At 59.9% G+C, this 17,124-nt stretch carries 12 protein-coding genes; 11 read left to right on the top strand and 1 reads right to left on the bottom strand.

What is annotated here, in order from left to right:
- Positions 1-295: 295 nt before the first annotated feature.
- From betI to betA, 3 genes are read left to right on the top strand one after another with little or no spacing between them, the layout of a single operon-like run.
- Complete coding sequence (betI, locus tag J2Y91_RS20085; protein ID WP_048916133.1) at positions 296-895, top strand: transcriptional regulator BetI; 600 nt, start codon at positions 296-298, stop codon at positions 893-895.
- Positions 896-906: 11 nt separating this feature from the next.
- Entirely contained in the window at positions 907-2,373 is a 1,467-nt protein-coding gene (betB, locus tag J2Y91_RS20080) for a betaine-aldehyde dehydrogenase (RefSeq protein WP_253539251.1), read from the top strand.
- 46 nt (positions 2,374-2,419) lie between these two features.
- On the top strand, positions 2,420-4,066 hold the full coding sequence (gene betA / locus J2Y91_RS20075; RefSeq protein WP_048916132.1) for a choline dehydrogenase: 1,647 nt from the start codon (positions 2,420-2,422) through the stop codon (positions 4,064-4,066).
- A 114-nt stretch (positions 4,067-4,180) separates the two neighbouring features.
- Here betA and J2Y91_RS20070 read toward each other — a convergent pair whose 3' ends face one another.
- On the bottom strand, positions 4,181-4,816 hold the full coding sequence (locus J2Y91_RS20070) for a carbonic anhydrase (RefSeq protein WP_048916131.1): 636 nt from the start codon (positions 4,814-4,816) through the stop codon (positions 4,181-4,183).
- Between the two features lie 527 nt (positions 4,817-5,343).
- On the opposite strand from J2Y91_RS20070, the gene tssB reads away from it, so the two are divergent.
- The 8 genes from tssB (at position 5,344) to J2Y91_RS20030 (ending at position 17,087) form a co-directional block, all read left to right on the top strand.
- Complete coding sequence (gene tssB / locus J2Y91_RS20065) at positions 5,344-5,841, top strand: type VI secretion system contractile sheath small subunit (RefSeq protein ID WP_133623533.1); 498 nt, start codon at positions 5,344-5,346, stop codon at positions 5,839-5,841.
- A 28-nt stretch (positions 5,842-5,869) separates the two neighbouring features.
- On the top strand, positions 5,870-7,417 hold the full coding sequence (tssC, locus tag J2Y91_RS20060) for a type VI secretion system contractile sheath large subunit (protein WP_133623534.1): 1,548 nt from the start codon (positions 5,870-5,872) through the stop codon (positions 7,415-7,417).
- Positions 7,418-7,429: 12 nt separating this feature from the next.
- The gene (tssK, locus tag J2Y91_RS20055; protein WP_133623535.1) at positions 7,430-8,764 is read left to right on the top strand and encodes a type VI secretion system baseplate subunit TssK; all 1,335 of its coding nucleotides are present in this window, start codon (positions 7,430-7,432) and stop codon (positions 8,762-8,764) included.
- The gene (gene tssL / locus J2Y91_RS20050) at positions 8,761-9,435 is read left to right on the top strand and encodes a type VI secretion system protein TssL, short form (RefSeq protein ID WP_048916127.1); all 675 of its coding nucleotides are present in this window, start codon (positions 8,761-8,763) and stop codon (positions 9,433-9,435) included. Before tssK ends, tssL begins: the two co-directional genes overlap by 4 nt.
- Complete coding sequence (locus J2Y91_RS20045) at positions 9,432-11,126, top strand: OmpA family protein (protein WP_133623536.1); 1,695 nt, start codon at positions 9,432-9,434, stop codon at positions 11,124-11,126. Before tssL ends, J2Y91_RS20045 begins: the two co-directional genes overlap by 4 nt.
- 129 nt (positions 11,127-11,255) lie before the next feature.
- Complete coding sequence (locus tag J2Y91_RS20040) at positions 11,256-11,747, top strand: Hcp family type VI secretion system effector (RefSeq protein ID WP_099754210.1); 492 nt, start codon at positions 11,256-11,258, stop codon at positions 11,745-11,747.
- A 187-nt stretch (positions 11,748-11,934) separates the two neighbouring features.
- Positions 11,935-14,589 (top strand): type VI secretion system ATPase TssH, encoded by a 2,655-nt coding sequence (tssH, locus tag J2Y91_RS20035; protein ID WP_133623537.1) that lies wholly within the window; start codon positions 11,935-11,937, stop codon positions 14,587-14,589.
- Positions 14,586-17,087, top strand: a complete 2,502-nt coding sequence (locus J2Y91_RS20030; RefSeq protein ID WP_133623538.1) for a type VI secretion system Vgr family protein — start codon at positions 14,586-14,588, stop codon at positions 17,085-17,087. The genes tssH and J2Y91_RS20030 overlap by 4 nt, the downstream gene beginning before the upstream one ends.
- Positions 17,088-17,124 lie beyond the last annotated feature (37 nt).

Raw genomic sequence — 17,124 nt, 5'->3', positions numbered from 1 at the left:
TTATGCAGATAATTTCGCTAGCGCCTTCGTGTATGGCGACATCTGCTGCACAAAGGTTTATCGATGGGTATTTATGCTAACTGAAGATCTAAAAACAGTGGTTATTCATAGTGCTAGCAAGATGAAGCAGGCGGAATTCATGCTAAACCCACTTTGAGTGATGTAGGTCACAAAAATAGCGATAATTTTTGATCTAAAAAAACGCCTCAACCACATTAAAGGTTTTTATTGATTGAACGTTCAATATAAAACGTCTACAATTACTCTCATTCAATAGCCAAAACCGATGAAGCCGATGCCAAAAATAGGAATGAAGGCGATCCGTCAGGCGCAGTTAATCAATGCCACTCTGACAGTGATAGACCGGGTTGGGCTGGCAGATGCCAGCCTGGCGCTAATAGCGAAAGAGGCTGGGGTATCAACCGGCATTGTCAGCCACTACTTTGGTGACAAAAACGGTCTGTTATATGCCTGTATGCGCCAGATAATGTCAGACCTGTACAAGGCGCTTGAGCGCCACCGGGCTGATGCACAGGCGGACCCTCAGGCGCAAATTACGGCTATCATCAACGGCAATTTTGACGTAGCAGATATCACCTCGCCGGTGCTGAAAACCTGGCTGGTGTTCTGGACTAACAGTTTACATCAGCCCAATCTGCATCGTCTGCAGCGCATTAACGACCGCCGTCTTTATTCCAACCTGACGGCACATTTCAGTCGCGTGCTGCCGAAAGAGCAGGCGCGTGCCGCCGGAGCCAGCATGGCCGCACTTATTGACGGTACATGGTTACGGATGACGCTGACTTCTCAGCCGATGGAACAGGGCCTGGAGCAGGCTCGTTCACTCTGCTATCAAAATTTAGCGCTGTGGTTAACCAGCGCACCCACCCCTTAAAAGGAGGAGACATGGCCGAGTTGCAACGCCGTGGTTTATACATCAACGGACGCGAAGTGTCCGGAACGGGCGAAACATTCACCACCATCAATCCTGCCAACGGTGAAGTGCTGGCAGAAATTTCAGGCGCCAGCCAGCAGGATATCGATGCTGCCGTTGCCTCTGCGCACGCAGGGCAAAAAATCTGGCGCAGCTACACTCCGGTGGAACGCAGCCGCGTGCTGCTGAAAGCGGTTGAAATCCTGCGCGAGCGCAATCAGTCGCTGGCCGAGCTGGAAACCGCCGATACCGGCAAGCCAATCAGCGAAACGGCCGCGGTCGACATCGTTACCGGGGCAGACGTGCTGGAGTATTACGCCGGGCTGGCGGTGGCCGTTGAAGGCCAGTCAATCCCGCTGCGTGACACTGCACTGGTTTACACCCGCCGCGAACCCCTCGGCGTCTGCGCCGGTATCGGCGCGTGGAACTACCCGATTCAAATTGCCATGTGGAAAAGCGCCCCGGCGCTCGCCACCGGTAACGCAATGGTATTCAAACCCAGCGAAGTGACCCCGCTGAGCGCACTGGAACTGGCAAAAATCTTCACCGAAGCCGGTCTGCCGGATGGCGTGTTCAACGTGGTGCAGGGTGCGGGAACCGTCGGTCAGGGTCTGAGCCAGCATCCGCAGATCGCCAAAGTCTCTTTCACCGGGGAAGTCAATACCGGCAAGCGCGTGATGGCCGATGCGGCCTTAGCCAACCTGAAATCCGTCACTATGGAGCTGGGCGGCAAGTCACCGCTGGTGGTGTTTGACGATGCCGATCTGGAACGTGCCGTTGACGGTGCGATGATGGCCAACTTCTACAGCAGCGGCCAGGTGTGCACTAACGGCACCCGCGTTTTCGTGCAGCGCTCACTGCTGCCAGCGTTCGAGCAGCGCCTCAAAGAGAAAATGGCCGGAATTCACTGCGGCGATCCAACCGATCCGGCGGTGAACTTCGGTCCACTGGTCAGCGAAGAACACTGCCAGAAAGTGGTCTCCTACCTTGAGATTGGTAAGCAAGAGGGCGCACGCCTGCTGGCGGGCGGCTCGCGTATCAGCGAAGGCCCACTGGCGAAAGGGTGCTACGTGCAGCCAACGGTGTTTACCGACTGTAGCGATGAGATGCGTATTGTGCGTGAAGAGATCTTCGGGCCGGTAATGAGCATTCTTGCCTTCGACAGCGAAGACGAAGTTATCGCCCGCGCCAACAATACCGAGTACGGTCTGGCCGCAGGGGTGTTTACCACCTCACTGAATCGGGCACACCGCGTGATCCACCAGCTGGAAGCCGGCATCTGCTGGGTAAACAGCTGGGGTGAATCACCTGCGCCGATGCCGGTGGGGGGTTACAAGCAGTCGGGCGTCGGGCGTGAGAACGGCCTGGAAACGCTGCACCACTACACGCGTACTAAATCGATTCTGATTGAGATGGGCGACTATCCATCCGCATTCTGATTTTTCGCCGCGGCGTACGCGTCGCGGCACTCTTACCGGAGGTTTAATGCAGAAATTTGACTATATCATTATTGGTGCAGGTTCAGCGGGCAACGTGCTGGCAACGCGACTGACTGAGGATGCTGACGTATCGGTACTGTTACTGGAAGCAGGCGGCAAAGACCACCGCTGGGACTTCCGTACCCAAATGCCAGCCGCTTTGGCTTACCCGCTGCAGGGTAAACGCTATAACTGGGCGTTCGAGACCGATCCCGAGCCGCATATGGGCAACCGCCGCATGGAGTGTGGCCGCGGCAAAGGCCTGGGCGGCTCATCCCTGATCAACGGCATGTGCTACATTCGCGGCAATGCGATGGACTATGACAACTGGGCGAGCAAGCCCGGGCTGGAAAACTGGTCCTATCTCAACTGTCTGCCCTATTTCCGCCGCGCTGAGAAGCGCGACATTGGTGAAAATGACTGGCACGGTGGTGAAGGCTACCTCAGCGTCACCACGCCGAAAAAGGGCAATAACCCGCTGTTCCGCGCCTTTATTGATGCCGCGCAGCAGGCAGGGCACGCTGAGACCGATGACCTTAACGGCTACCGTCAGGACGGCTTTGGCCCGATGGATCGTACCGTCACGCCGCAGGGCCGCCGCTCCAGCACCGCGCGCGGCTACCTCGATGTCGCGAAACAGCGCCCGAACCTGACCATCATTACCCATGCACAGACCGACCGCATTCTGTTTAGTGGTAAAACCGCCACTGGCGTCACCTGGTTGCGTAACGGTAAACAGGAACAGGCCGAAGCGGCGCGTGAAGTGCTGCTGTGCGCCGGGGCGATTAACTCACCGCAGATCCTGCAGCGCTCCGGCGTTGGCCCGGAAGAGTGGCTGCGCGAGCTGGATATTGATGTGGTGCATGCCCTGCCGGGCGTAGGTCGCAACCTGCAGGACCACCTGGAAGTCTATATGCAGTACAGCTGCAAAAAGCCGGTCAGCCTCTATCCGGCGCTGCAGTGGTGGAACCAGCCGGCTATCGGCGCAGAGTGGCTGTTTAACGGCACCGGCACCGGCGCCAGCAACCAGTTTGAAGCGGGTGGATTTATCCGCAGCGATGACCAGCCTGACTGGCCGGATCTGCAGTATCACTTCCTGCCGGTGGCGATCAATTACAACGGCAGCAGCCCGGTGAAGCAGCACGGTTTCCAGGCGCACGTCGGCCCAATGCGCTCCATGAGCCGTGGTCGCATCAAGCTGACCTCTAAGCACCCCTATGCCGCACCGTCGATCTTCTTCAACTATATGTCCGAAGAGCGCGACTGGGTGGAGTTCCGCAATGCGGTTCGCCTGACGCGGGAAATCATGCGCCAGCCAGCGCTGGCAGAATACTGCGGTGAAGAGCTACAGCCGGGTATTAACGTGCAGAGCGACGAAGAAATTGATGCATTTATCCGCGAACATGCGGAAACGGCCTACCACCCTTGCGGAAGTTGCGCGATGGGTAACGACGAGATGGCGGTGGTGGATGCAGAAGGGCGCGTACACGGTATGAACCAGCTGCGCGTGGTGGATGCGTCAATTATGCCGCAGATTACCACCGGCAACCTGAATGCGCCGACGGTGATGATTGCCGAGAAAATCTCCGATGCCATTCGCGGCAAAGCACCACTGCCGCTGTCAACGGCGGAGTATTATAAGCTGACTCGCTAGCCTTACTGTAGGGGCCGATCATCTTTTTCGATCGGCCCGCGCAATCGTAAAAAAAGGGCGGACCAAAAAGCGGTCCGCCACTACGTCTACAGGGCCGATCGGCCCTGTTCGCGTTTACTCGAAACAGACGCCCGGGTTTTCCGACAACAACACAAACTTCTTGCTGTCTTTATCCAGCGCGCGGATCACACCGCTCTCAATGTCATACACCCAGCCATGCAGGCGCAGTGCATTATTACGCAGGCCCACCGCCACGGAAGGGTGCGTTTTCATATTGTTCAGCTGCGCAATCACGTTCTCCTGCACCATGGCATTCAATTTTTCTTCTTCGCTGCTGTAACTCTTTTTCTCAACCACCGCTTTTGCTGCATCAGCGTATCGCAACCAGTGCGCGACCGCAGGCATCGGGTCCAGACACTGGCAGGAAGCGATAGCCTTCATGGCGCCGCAGTTAGAGTGGCCACAGATCACAATATCCGTTACGCCCAGTGCAACGACCGCGTACTCGATAGTCGCGGAAACCCCGCCTGGCTCTGGGCCAAATGACGGAACGATATTTCCGGCATTACGGATCACGAAGAGCTGTCCTGGGTCCTGCTGAGTGACCAGTTCCGGTACCAGACGGCTATCGGAGCAGGAAATAAACAACGCTTTGGGATTCTGGCTGGAGGCAAGAGTGCGAAATAACTCTTTCTGCTGCGGGAAAACCTCTTTCTGGAAGTTTAAAAAACCTTCAATGATGTGCTGCATAGCGAACTCTCTATTCTGGATCATGGCCGGATAGCAGGTGAAGCCGGTCGCATAATGAGGATAAAAGACAGGTCTAAAGCAAGGAATACCGGGCGGTTAGCCCGACATCCATTTTAGCATCAGACGGCCTAAGTGTAATCCTGGATCTGCTGACGTCACGCGGCAGGTTTCCTACAGATTTTTCATCCATTTCCAGCGGTAGAAATACGGCCGAGGGGTTAGTGAGATATCTAACAGTTTTTTATTGGAACAGTTAATAAAAGCGAATCATTTTGAGGTGGGGTAAAAAGGGGGGTATAAGCTTTTTTCATGTTTTTCTGAGTTTTCATTAGGAATGCTCTGAATTGTCATTCACGATTTCAATCAGTGACTTAACTAAAATAACAAGAAAATTCCTATATAAATCAGATCACAAAAACAGGGTTAGCATATTGCCCTTTCTCAGATGAGTGCTATATAGTCGCTTTTGTTCACACATGGAAAGTGTGCTTACCTGCGCTTTCCACGGCATGTTTAAAGGAACTAATATGAGCAACTCTTATCAGAACGAAATCCCTAAAGCGCGTGTAAATATCAAGCTTGACCTGCACACGGGTAATGCCAGTAAGAAAATGGAGCTGCCGCTGAAGCTGCTGGTCACCGGCGACTTCAGCAACGGTCAGGAGCAGCGCGTGCTGTCCGAGCGTGAGAAAGTCAACGTTAACAAAAACAACTTCGATAGCGTGCTGGCGGAGTTCTCCCCATCGTTAAACATCTCGGTTGAAAACACCCTGGCCGGTGACGGCAGCGAAGAGAACGTCAAACTGACCTTCAGCAACATGAAGGACTTCACGCCGGAGCAGGTCGCCCGTCAGATCCCTCAGCTTAAAGCCATGCTGGCAATGCGCAACCTGCTGCGCGACCTCAAAGCCAACCTGCTGGATAACGTCACCTTCCGCAAAGAGCTGGAAACCATCCTGAAAAACCCGGCACTCAGTGATGAGCTGCGTAGCGAACTGTCCGCTCTGGCGCCTGAAAAAGCCTGATCCCCCTTCACGGAACGATATAGAGAGAATGCTGATGTCTGTGCAAAATGAAATTTCCTCTGCCGGTGCAAGCACCGTGCTGGATCGCCCGGCTGCGGGCGGCGTTTACGCTTCACTGTTTGAAAAAATCAACCTCAGCCCGGTGTCGCACCTCAGCGAGCTGGATATCTGGCAGGACAGCCAGGCGATGTCCGACGCCAGCGTCGACGAGCGCGTGACCGCGGCGATGAAGGTGCTGGTCGAGTGTCTGAACCAGTCCGGTTCGAAAGTGGAGAAGCTGGATAAAACCCTGCTGGACCACCATATCGCGCAGCTGGACGAGCAGATCAGCCGTCAGCTCGACGCGGTGATGCACCACGATGCTTTCCAGCAGGTGGAATCCCTGTGGCGCGGCCTGAAGTCGCTGGTGGACAAAACCGACTTCCGCCAGAACGTGAAAATCGAAGTGCTGGACCTGTCGAAAGAGGATCTGCGCCAGGACTTCGAAGACTCGCCGGAAATCATTCAGAGCGGCCTGTACGCGCACACCTACATCGCCGAATACGACACTCCGGGCGGCGAGCCGATTGGCGCGCTGATCTCCTCTTATGAGTTCGACGCCTCGGCGCAGGACGTGGCGCTGCTGCGCAACATCTCCAAAGTGGCGGCCTCAGCGCATATGCCGTTTATCGGCTCAGCCGGCCCGCAGTTCTTCCTGAAGGACAACATGGAAGAGGTGGCGGCAATCAAAGATATCGGCAACTACTTCGACCGCGCCGAGTACATCAAGTGGAAGTCATTCCGCGAAACCGACGATTCGCGCTATATCGGCCTGGTGATGCCGCGCGTGCTCGGCCGTCTGCCGTACGGCCCGGATACCGTGCCGGTGCGCAGCTTCAACTACGTTGAAGAGGTGAAAGGCCCGGACCACGACAAATACCTGTGGACCAACGCCTCGTTTGCCTTCGCTGCCAACATGGTGAAAAGCTTTATCAACAACGGCTGGTGCGTGCAAATCCGCGGCCCGCAGGCCGGCGGTGCAGTGCAGGATCTGCCAATTCACCTTTACGACCTCGGCACCGGCAACCAGGTGAAGATCCCGTCTGAGGTGATGATCCCGGAGACCCGCGAATTTGAGTTCGCCAACCTCGGCTTTATCCCGCTGTCGTACTATAAAAACCGCGATTACTCGTGCTTCTTCTCCGCCAACTCGACGCAGAAGCCGGCGCTGTACGACACCGCCGATGCAACGGCGAATAGCCGCATCAACTCGCGCCTGCCTTACATCTTCCTGCTGTCGCGCATTGCGCACTACCTGAAGCTTATCCAGCGTGAAAATATCGGCACCACCAAGGACCGCCGCCTGCTGGAGCTGGAGCTGAATACCTGGGTGCGCGGCCTGGTCACGGAAATGACCGATCCGGGCGACGAGCTGCAGGCTTCGCACCCGCTGCGCGATGCCAAAGTGATTGTCGAAGATATCGAAGACAACCCGGGCTTCTTCCGCGTCAGGCTGTTCGCTATCCCGCACTTCCAGGTGGAAGGGATGGACGTCAACCTCTCTCTGGTTTCCCAGATGCCGAAAGCGAAAGCATAAGGCGGAGGCTGGATGAAAACGGAACAACCGCTGTGGGGGCGGGGCGTGATGGTCTCGCCACAGCACTTCCAGCAGCAGGCCGCGTATGCGGCCTGGTCAACGGAATGCATTGCACAAATGGGGCTGAATCATCCCTGGGGCGTGATCCGTGCCGAGTTCGAAGCGGATGCCCTGAAGCTGGGGCGTTTGCAGGCGCGTCATCTGCACGTGCGCTTTCAGGACGGCACGCTGATCGACACCAACAACGGTGACGATCTGCCGCCGGTGATGATGCCTGAAGGGCAAGACGTAGTGGTGGTGCTGGCACTGCCGCTGCTGAGGGCCAACGGCGGCAACTGCTTGCAGCCGGACGACATTGCCGAGCGCCCGGTGCGCTATCGCCAGCGCTGGCGCGACATCCGCAACCAGTTTGGTGACGACACGCGCCAGATTGCGGTGATCAAACCCGAGCTGACGCTGCGTTTTTCCCATCAGAACAATGGCGACTACCTGGTATGCCCGGTGGCGCGTCTCAGGCAGGACAGTCAGGGTAGCTGGACGCAGGATGAAACTTTTCTGCCGCCATTGCTGAGCGTGCAGAGCAGCCAGTGGCTGCTGACCCAGCTTGAACAGCTGATGACGCAGCTGCGCGCGCGCCTCAGCCGCCTGATGGCGATGCGGCGCGAGAGCAACGAACGCATGGCCGATTTTGCCGTGGCGGATGTGTCGTTGTTCTGGCTGCTCAATGCGCTGAACAGCGCGGAGCCGGTACTGGGCCAGTTCCTGCGATTTCCGCAAAGTGCGCCGGAGCGGTTATATCCGGAGCTTGCCCGTCTGGCTGGCAGCCTGCTGACCTTCTCCCTGGAGCATCAGGTCAGCGCGATCCCTGCGTATCAGCATGCTGAACTTAACCATGTATTCCCGGCGCTGTTCGATCTGCTCAGCGATCTGCTGGAAGCCAGCCTGCCATCACGCGTGGTGTCGATAGCACTTGAGCACGACAAGCGCCTGCATCAGTGGCTGGCTCGTCTGCAGGAGCCGCGCCTGCGCGAGGATGCCGATTTCTACCTTTCGGTCCGCTCCCCGCTGCCGGTGGTACAGCTGCAGGAGCAATTCCCGCGCCAGTGCAAAGTCGGCAGCCCGGATTACGTCACGGGCCTGGTGAATTCGTCGCAGCAGGGGATACCGCTGAAGTCGCTACGCCACGTACCCGCCGCGATCCCGCTGCGGCTGGAAAATCAGTATTTTGCCCTCGACCTGTCGCATCCGGCGGCCCGCGAGATGCTGGAATCCGGCAGCTGCATGTTTTACGTACCGGGCATGCTCGGTGAACCTGAACTTGAACTGTTTGCGGTGCTGAGAACATGAGCCAGAAAAACGAGTGTGATATTGACGCGCTGCTGCAAAACAGCTGGCTGCAGGTTATCAGCCTGCGCCACGGCGCAAAGATCAAGGATGGAGAAGGTCAGCAGTTATGGCAGCGCTGCGTCGCAGAAGTGGAGAAGGTTCAGCAGGCGCTTAAAGACGCGGGCTACGATGCCCAACAGAGTAAGGATGTTCTCTATGCCCAGTGCGCGCTGATCGATGAAGTGGTTAAGGGGCGCGGCGAGCAGGATGACGCTTACGTCCAGTGGCTTCACCTGCCTCTGCAGGGGCATTTCCTCGGCACCGTTGATGCCGGTGACATGCTCTGCGAGCGCATGCGTGAGGTGCTGCGCGAGCCAGCGCCGGAACCGCTCGTTGTGACCTGCTTCCAGCGGGTGATGTTGCTGGGCTTCCTCGGCGGCTATCGTTCAGTCAACGATCCGCAGCGGGAAAAGCTGGTCGCCGCGTTAAATGCGCAGGTTTCACCCTTCAGCGGGCCGCAGGCGCAGGCCGTACTGGCCGAAAACAACGCGGGATTGGGCTTCAGCGGCTGGCTATCCAGCTGGCCGTTGCGAATCGGCTTCTCCGTGCTGTTACTTGCCGCCGTCTGGTGGGGGCTGAATCACTGGTTGAGCAGCCTGGTGGCTTCGCTGCTGCCGGGAGTGGTTCAGTGAGCCCTGCGTTACAGCGCGCGCTGGCGCTGTGGGTTGTCCTGCTGGTCGCCGTGCTGCTGCTGCCGCTGCCTCATTTAGCTACCGTGCTCATACTGCTGGCCGCTCTGGTGCTGCTGGCCGGGGTGATGGCCGTTACCCGCCGTCCCGCCGGGCCTCAAGCCGGGCTGTGTGCGGATGACCTGCCGGATGTCGCTTACCGTCAGCCGGTGGTGCTGGTCTGCGGCGACAGCGCGCATGCCTGGCCGGAAGGATCGGCGGTACTGACCGTGCCGCACGGCTGCTGGGTGCGGGTGGCCGATCATCAGGCGCTGGACGTGGTAGCGCGCCAGCTGCTGTCGCTGCGCCGGGAGTGGGGACATCAGCTGTCGGTGATGATCAGCGTCTGTCCTCAGCAGCATCAGGACAGTGACACGCTGGCCAGCCGCCTGCTGGCACTGCGCTGGCAGATTGGCCAGCTGCGGCGTGAAACCGGCTATTCACTGCCGCTGGTACTGAATGCTCAGGTGGGCAGTGCGCTGGTCAGCGAGTCTCTCTGGCAGGTGCGGCTGGCCGGTGAACCCGTCAGCGTATGGTCCGATAGCGCAAAACCCACCCCTCCTGAGTGCTGGCTGGCCGCGGGCGGCGGCATCGCATTACAGCAGCAGGTGCTGATCAACAGCCTGACGGAGTGGTTTCAGCAGGAAGTGATTCGCGTGTTAACCGACAGTCACCCGGATATGCCTGCCGCCACCCCCGCAGGCATGGTCTGGGGGCTGAGTGCTTCACTTGACGGGGCATTAGCCACTTCTCTCTGGACGCGCTGGCTGCAGCAGCACACGGCGCTGGTACAGGTAGCAGGATGGTTTGCGCCAGAGGTTGCGGAGTCTCCGCTGCCGTCAATGCTGCCGGAGTTTGTTCTGCAACTGCTGCCCGCAGGGCATGGCCTGACCCCGCGCCAGCGCACCTGGCGTGGTGCGCTATGGCTGGCGTTGACGGTTGGAATTGTCGCACTGTGCTGCAGCGCCTGGAATAACCATCGGCTGCTTCAGCGGGTCTCCTTTGATATTGCCCATTACGCGCGTATCGCCATGAATGATTACGCCATGAAAGCGGCAGCGGTCAATGTACTGCGTCGCGATGCCCGCGAGCTGGATGAGCATGCCCGCAACGGCGCACCTCTGCGGCTGGGTTTAGGCCTGTATCAGGGGGGGCATCTGCGCCTGCCGCTGCTGGATGCGATTCGTTCGTATATTCCGCCCCCGCCGCCCCCGCCAGAGGTGGTGAAGGAAGCGCCAAAAACCGTGCGCCTCGACAGCCTGTCGCTGTTTGCCTCCGGCAAGTCCGTGCTCAAACCCGGCTCGCTAAAGATGCTGGTTAACGCGCTGGTGGATATTAAGGCCCGGCCGGGCTGGCTGATAGTGGTCGCCGGCCACACCGACAGCACCGGCAATGCGCAGGCCAATCAGCAGCTGTCGCTGAAGCGCGCTGAAGCGCTGCGCGACTGGATGCTTTCAACCAGCGACGTCTCGCCGACCTGCTTTGCGGTGCAGGGCTTTGGCGCAAGCCGCCCGATGGCGACTAACGATACCCCGGAAGGTCGTGCGTTAAACCGCCGGGTCGAAATCAGTCTGGTGCCGCAGGCGGATGCCTGTCTGGCAGCAGCAACCCGAACGTCATCACAGGATGATGACACAACAGTAAGCCCTAAATAATTCCTGTTGCATCGCGGCGGCAACTGAGGGAATCCCCGGGAGCATAGTTCACTATGTGACCGGGGTGAACGAAGGCAGCCAACAAAGAGGCAGCGCGAATTATGACGGGATTAAAAGGAGAAGTAACACATGGCAATACCAGTATATCTGTGGCTGAAGGACGACGGCGGTGCGGACATCAAAGGTTCCGTGGATGTGAAAGATCGTGAAGGCAGCATCGAAGTGGTGGCGCAGGAACATAACCTGTACATCCCGACCGATAACAACACCGGCAAGCTGACCGGTACCCGCGTGCACACGCCGTTCATGTTTACCAAGGAGATCGACTCCTCCAGCCCGTATCTCTACAAGGCGGTGACCACCGGTCAGACCCTGAAATCTGCCGAGTTCAAGTGGTACAAAATTAACGACGCCGGTCAGGAGGTGGAGTACTTCAACACCAAACTTGAGAACGTCAAGCTGGTGAAGGTCGCGCCGAAAATGCACGACATCAAGGACCCGTCCAAAGAGAAGCACAACCATCTGGAAGAGATTGAGCTGCGCTACGAAAAGATCACCTGGACCTACAAAGACGGCAACATCATTCATTCCGATTCATGGAATGAACGCACCACCGCTTGATAACTCACGGCAGGCGGTTCGCCGCCTGCCGTTTTGTTTGCTGAGCCGCTACCCGCGTGGCGGCTCAGCAAACAACCCGACAACCTGCTGCCTTTTGACCTGATGCGCTTCGGGTTCCTGACTGAAAGGAACAGCGACGGGCGGTAGCGTGTCCGAACCTGATTAACTACGGAAGAGAGAACCCGATATGGAAAACCAGTCAGCCGTCCTGCTACGTCGCTTAAACCCGTTCTGCGCCCGCGCGCTGGAGGCCGCCGCCTCGCTGTGCCTGACCCGCGCCCACAGTGAAATCCGCATTGAGCACTGGCTACTCAAGCTGCTGGAGCAGGGCGAGGGCGACATCACCGTGCTGGCGCGCCGCTACGAGTGGGACATGGACGGCATCTGGCAGGCGTTGCTGTGTTGGCTGGACAACGTGCCGCGCTCGGTGCGCACCCGCCCGCAGCTCGCCGACTCCCTGCTGGCGCTGATTAAGCAGGCCTGGCTGATTGCCTCGCTGGAGGATGACGATGCCCACATCCGCAGCCATCACCTGCTGGCGGCACTGACCGACAAGCCGTCGCTGGTCGGCTGCGAAGGGCTGTGGCCACTGCTGAGCCTGACGCGCCCCCAGCTGGAGCGCCTGCGCCCGCTGCTGGACGCGCAGTCCGACGAGCGCCCGGAAGTGCAGCAGCAGGAGAGCCTGAGCCAGGCTCCATCAACCCTGGGCGAGGTGGATACGCAGGTCACCCCGGCCGACGGCAGCGCGCTGAGCGAGGCGCTGCAGGCCGCGCTGGATAAATTCACCCTCGACGTCACCGCCAAAGCCAGAGCGGGAAGCATCGACCCGGTGTTTGGCCGCGACAGCGAAATCCGCCAGATGGTCGATATCCTCTCGCGCCGCCGCAAGAACAACCCCATTCTGGTCGGCGAACCGGGCGTCGGTAAAACCGCGCTGGTCGAGGGGCTGGCGCTGCGCATTGTGCAGGGCAACGTGCCGGACAGCCTGAAAACCGTTTCGCTACGCACCCTCGACCTCGGTCTTTTGCAGGCCGGGGCGGGCGTGAAGGGCGAATTTGAGCAGCGCCTGAAAAACGTGATTGAGGCGGTGCAGCAGTCGCCGACCCCGGTGCTGCTGTTTATCGACGAGGCGCACACCATTATCGGCGCGGGCAACCAGGCTGGCGGGGCCGACGCCGCCAACCTGCTGAAACCGGCGCTGGCGCGCGGCGAACTGCGCACCATCGCCGCCACCACCTGGAGCGAGTACAAGCAGTACTTCGAGAAGGACGCCGCGCTGGAGCGCCGCTTCCAGATGGTGAAAGTCGACGAGCCGGACGATGAGACTGCCTGCCTGATGCTGCGCGGCCTGAAGTCGCGCTACGCGCAGCACCACGGCGTACACATCAGCGACGACGCCGTAAAAGCGGCGGTGACCCTGTCGCGCCGCTACCTGACGGGCCGCCAGCTGCCGGATAAGGCGGTCGACCTGCTGGACACCGCCGCCGCGCGCGTGCGCATGAGCCTCGACACCGTGCCGGAGGCCATCACCCTGCTGAACGCGCGCGTTACCGCGCTGACGCTGGAGGAGCAGGCCCTGCGCGATGACATGGCCGCGGGCAGCGATAAGCACGACGAGCGCCTCGCCGCCATCGCCACTATCTGCAGCGAGCTGGAAGGCCAGCGCGCGCAGCAGGAAGCGCATTTTGCCGCGCAGCAGGAAGTGGCGCAGCAGCTGATAAGCAGCCGCCAGAACCAGCAGCCGCAGGCGCAGATTGCCGCCGTTCAGCAGCAGCTTGCGGCGCTGCAGCAGCAGGACGCGCTGATTCAGGTCGACGTCGATGCCCGCACCGTTGCCAACGTGATTGCCGACTGGACCGGGGTGCCGCTCTCCTCACTGATGAAGGACGAGCAGAGCGAGCTGCTGAGCCTTGAGGAGGAAATCGGCAGGCGCGTGGTCGGCCAGGACGCCGCGCTCAGCGCCATCGCCCGGCGCCTGCGCGCCGCCAAAACCGGCCTGACCGCTGAGAACGGGCCGCAGGGGGTGTTCCTGCTGGTCGGCCCGAGCGGCACCGGCAAAACCGAGAGCGCGCTGGCACTGGCGGACGTGCTGTACGGCGGTGAGAGGTCGCTGATAACCATTAACCTCTCCGAATACCAGGAGGCGCACACCGTCTCGCAGCTGAAGGGCTCGCCGCCGGGCTACGTCGGCTACGGGCAGGGCGGCATCCTCACCGAGGCGGTGCGCAAGCGCCCTTACAGCGTGGTGCTGCTCGACGAGGTCGAGAAGGCGCACCGCGACGTGCTGAACCTGTTCTACCAGGTGTTTGACCGCGGTTTTATGCGCGACGGCGAGGGGCGCGAAATCGATTTTCGCAACACCCTGATCCTGATGACCTCCAACCTCGGCAGCGACGCCATCATGCAGCTGCTGGAGCAGCAGCCGCAAGCCACGGAAGCGGACCTGCAGGAGTTGCTGCGCCCGACGCTGCGCGACCACTTCCAGCCCGCGCTGCTGGCGCGCTTTCAGACGGTGATTTACCGCCCGCTGACCGAAGAAGCGATGCGCACCATCGTTGGCATGAAGCTCAACCAGGTGAGCCAGCGCCTGGCGCGCCACTACGGCCTGAAAACCACCGTGGGCGACGGCCTGTCAGCGGCGCTGACCGCCGCCTGCCTGCTGCCGGACACCGGGGCGCGCAACGTCGACAGCCTGCTGAACCAGCAGATCCTGCCGGTGCTGAGCCAGCAGCTGCTGCTGCAGATGGCGGCAAAACAGAAGCCGCAGCAGCTGACGCTCGACTGGCACGACGAGGAAGGCATCGTGCTGGAATTTGCTAACACAGAGGAAAGTGAATCATGAGCAAAAATCCGATCTCTTTTTTCAGCCATAGTCACCACCTGCTGGCGGTGCGTGACTGTCAGTCCCGGCCCGACGTGCTGGCGTTTAAGGGGGAGGAGCGCCTGAGCGAGCCGTTCCGCTGGCGCATTGAGTTCACCAGCGCCGACCATGCCATCACCCGCGAGGCGATGCTGATGAAAGCGGCCTCGCTGACCCTGCAGGCCCCGGTTGACCAGGGCTGGGGCATTAAGATCCAGCAGCCGGTGCGCGTGGTGCAGGGCGTGGTGACCGGCTTTGAGCGCCTCAGCACCAGCGCCGACCAGACCCACTACGCCGTCACCCTGCAGCCCCGCCTGGCGCTGCTGTCGCGCAGCCGTCAGAACGCCATCTACCAGGATATGTCGGTGCCGCAGATTGTGGAAAAAATCCTGCGCGAGCGCCACGGGATGCGCGGGCAGGACTTTGTTTTCACCCTCAACAACGCGTACCCGCGCCGCGAGCAGGTGATGCAGTACGGCGAGGACGACCTGGCGTTTATTACCCGCCTGCTGGGCGAGGTCGGCATCTGGTTCCGCTTCACCACCGACACCCGCCTGCACATCGACGTGGTGGAGTTTTACGACGGCAGGCAGGGCCATGTGCAGGGGCTGACGCTGCCCGCCGTGCCGCCTTCCGGCATGCACGACGCGGCCAGCGACTCGGTGTGGGACCTCGCCAGCCGCTTTGCGGTGGTGGAGAAAAGCGTCAGCGGGCGCGACTACAACTACCGCAACGCCCTCGAAGATATGAACGTGCAGGCCGACGTCACCGGCGGCGACGACACCACCTACGGTGAGTCCTATCGCTGGGCGGACAACTACCTGACGCCGGGCGACGGCTACAGCCATAACCCGGCCCCGGAGAGCGGCGCGTTCTATGCCCGCCTGCGCCACGAACGCTACCTGAACGGCCAGACGCGGGTGGCGGCAGTGACCAGCTGCCCGGCGCTGGCCCCCGGCAGTGAGCTGAAGGTCAGCGGCGGGGAGGATGTCAGTGAGGTATTCCAGAGCGGCGTGCTGGTCACCGCCATCGTCAGCACCGCGCGGCGCGACCGCAGCTTTGAAACCGCCTTTGACGGCATCCCGCTCAACAGCCGCTACGGCTTCCGCCCGGTGCCGCTGCCGCACCCGGTGATGGCGGGAACCCTGCCGGCGCGCGTCACCAGTACCACGGTGAACGATGCCTACGGCCATATTGACCGCGACGGGCGCTATCGCGTCAACATGCTGTTTGACCGCGCGGGCTGGGAAACCGGCTTTGAAAGCCTGTGGGTACGCCAGGCGCGCCCCTATGCGGGCGACACCTACGGCCTGCACCTGCCGCTGCTGGCTGGGACTGAGGTGGCGATAGCCTTTGAGCACGGCAACCCGGACCGCCCGTACATTGCCGGGGTGCTGCACGACTCGGCGCACGGCGACCACGTCACCATCCGCAACTACAAGCGCAACGTGCTGCGCACGCCGAAGAACAATAAGCTGCGCCTCGACGATACGGCGGGCCAGGAGCATATCAAGCTCAGCACCGAGTACGGCGGCAAAAGCCAGCTGAATCTCGGCCACCTGGTGGACAGCGAGAAGCAGAAGCGCGGCGAAGGGTTCGAGCTGCGCAGCGACAGCTGGGGCAGCCTCCGTGCGGAGAAAGGACTGTTTATCACCGCCGACGGCCAGCAGAAGGCACAGGGGCAGCAGCTGGAGATGCAGGCTGCGCTTGGTCAGTTACAGCAGGCGCTGTCGCAGGCAGAAGCATTAAGCAGCGCGGTGGAAACGGCCAAGGCTGAACTGGCAGATATCCAGTCACAGAAAGCCCTGCTGGCAGAGAGCCTGACCGAGTTGAAGAAATCGGCACTGTTGCTGAGCGCCCCGGCGGGTATTGCTCAGGCCACCCCGGCCAGTCTGCAGCTCGCGGCGGGGGAAAATATCATCAGCACCAGCGGTAAAAACACTGATTTTAGCGTAGTCAAGAAATTCACCGTGGCGGCGGGGGATGCGATCAGTCTGTTTGCCAACAAGCTGGGGATAAAACTCTTTGCCAGCCGGGGGAAAATAGAAATCCAGGCTCAGAGTGATGAGATGACGCTGGATGCGCTGAAGGATATTCGTATTTCCAGCAGCGAAGGAAAACTGTTTATCAGTGCCAAACAGGAAATCATTTTAAGCAGCGGTGGCGGATATATTCGCATCGCGGGTGGCTCTATAGAGTGCGGTGCACCCGATAACATCATTCAGCGTGCAGCGGTGTGGCAAAAGTTCGGCGGGCAAAGTATCAACGTGGCGGCTCAGCAGTGGAGCACCAGTGATTTTGCAGTAACGCCCAGGGTGCTGCGCCTGTCAGACCGCTCTCCCGTGGCGGGCCAGCAGTTAACGTTTAAAAATGGCGACGGCATACAGCAAACCCTGGCAACCTCAGGCTTGGGCGAAACGGCAACGCAGAATAATGTCGACATTGACTCACACAGCGCGACTTTGCCGAAAAAAAGCTAAAGGGAAGGCGCCAGTGAACGTAACGATTAAGTCAGCA

The organism is Erwinia aphidicola (assembly GCF_024169515.1).
Taxonomy (GTDB): domain Bacteria; phylum Pseudomonadota; class Gammaproteobacteria; order Enterobacterales; family Enterobacteriaceae; genus Erwinia; species Erwinia aphidicola.
This window is presented reverse-complemented; position numbering and strand designations above follow the sequence as displayed.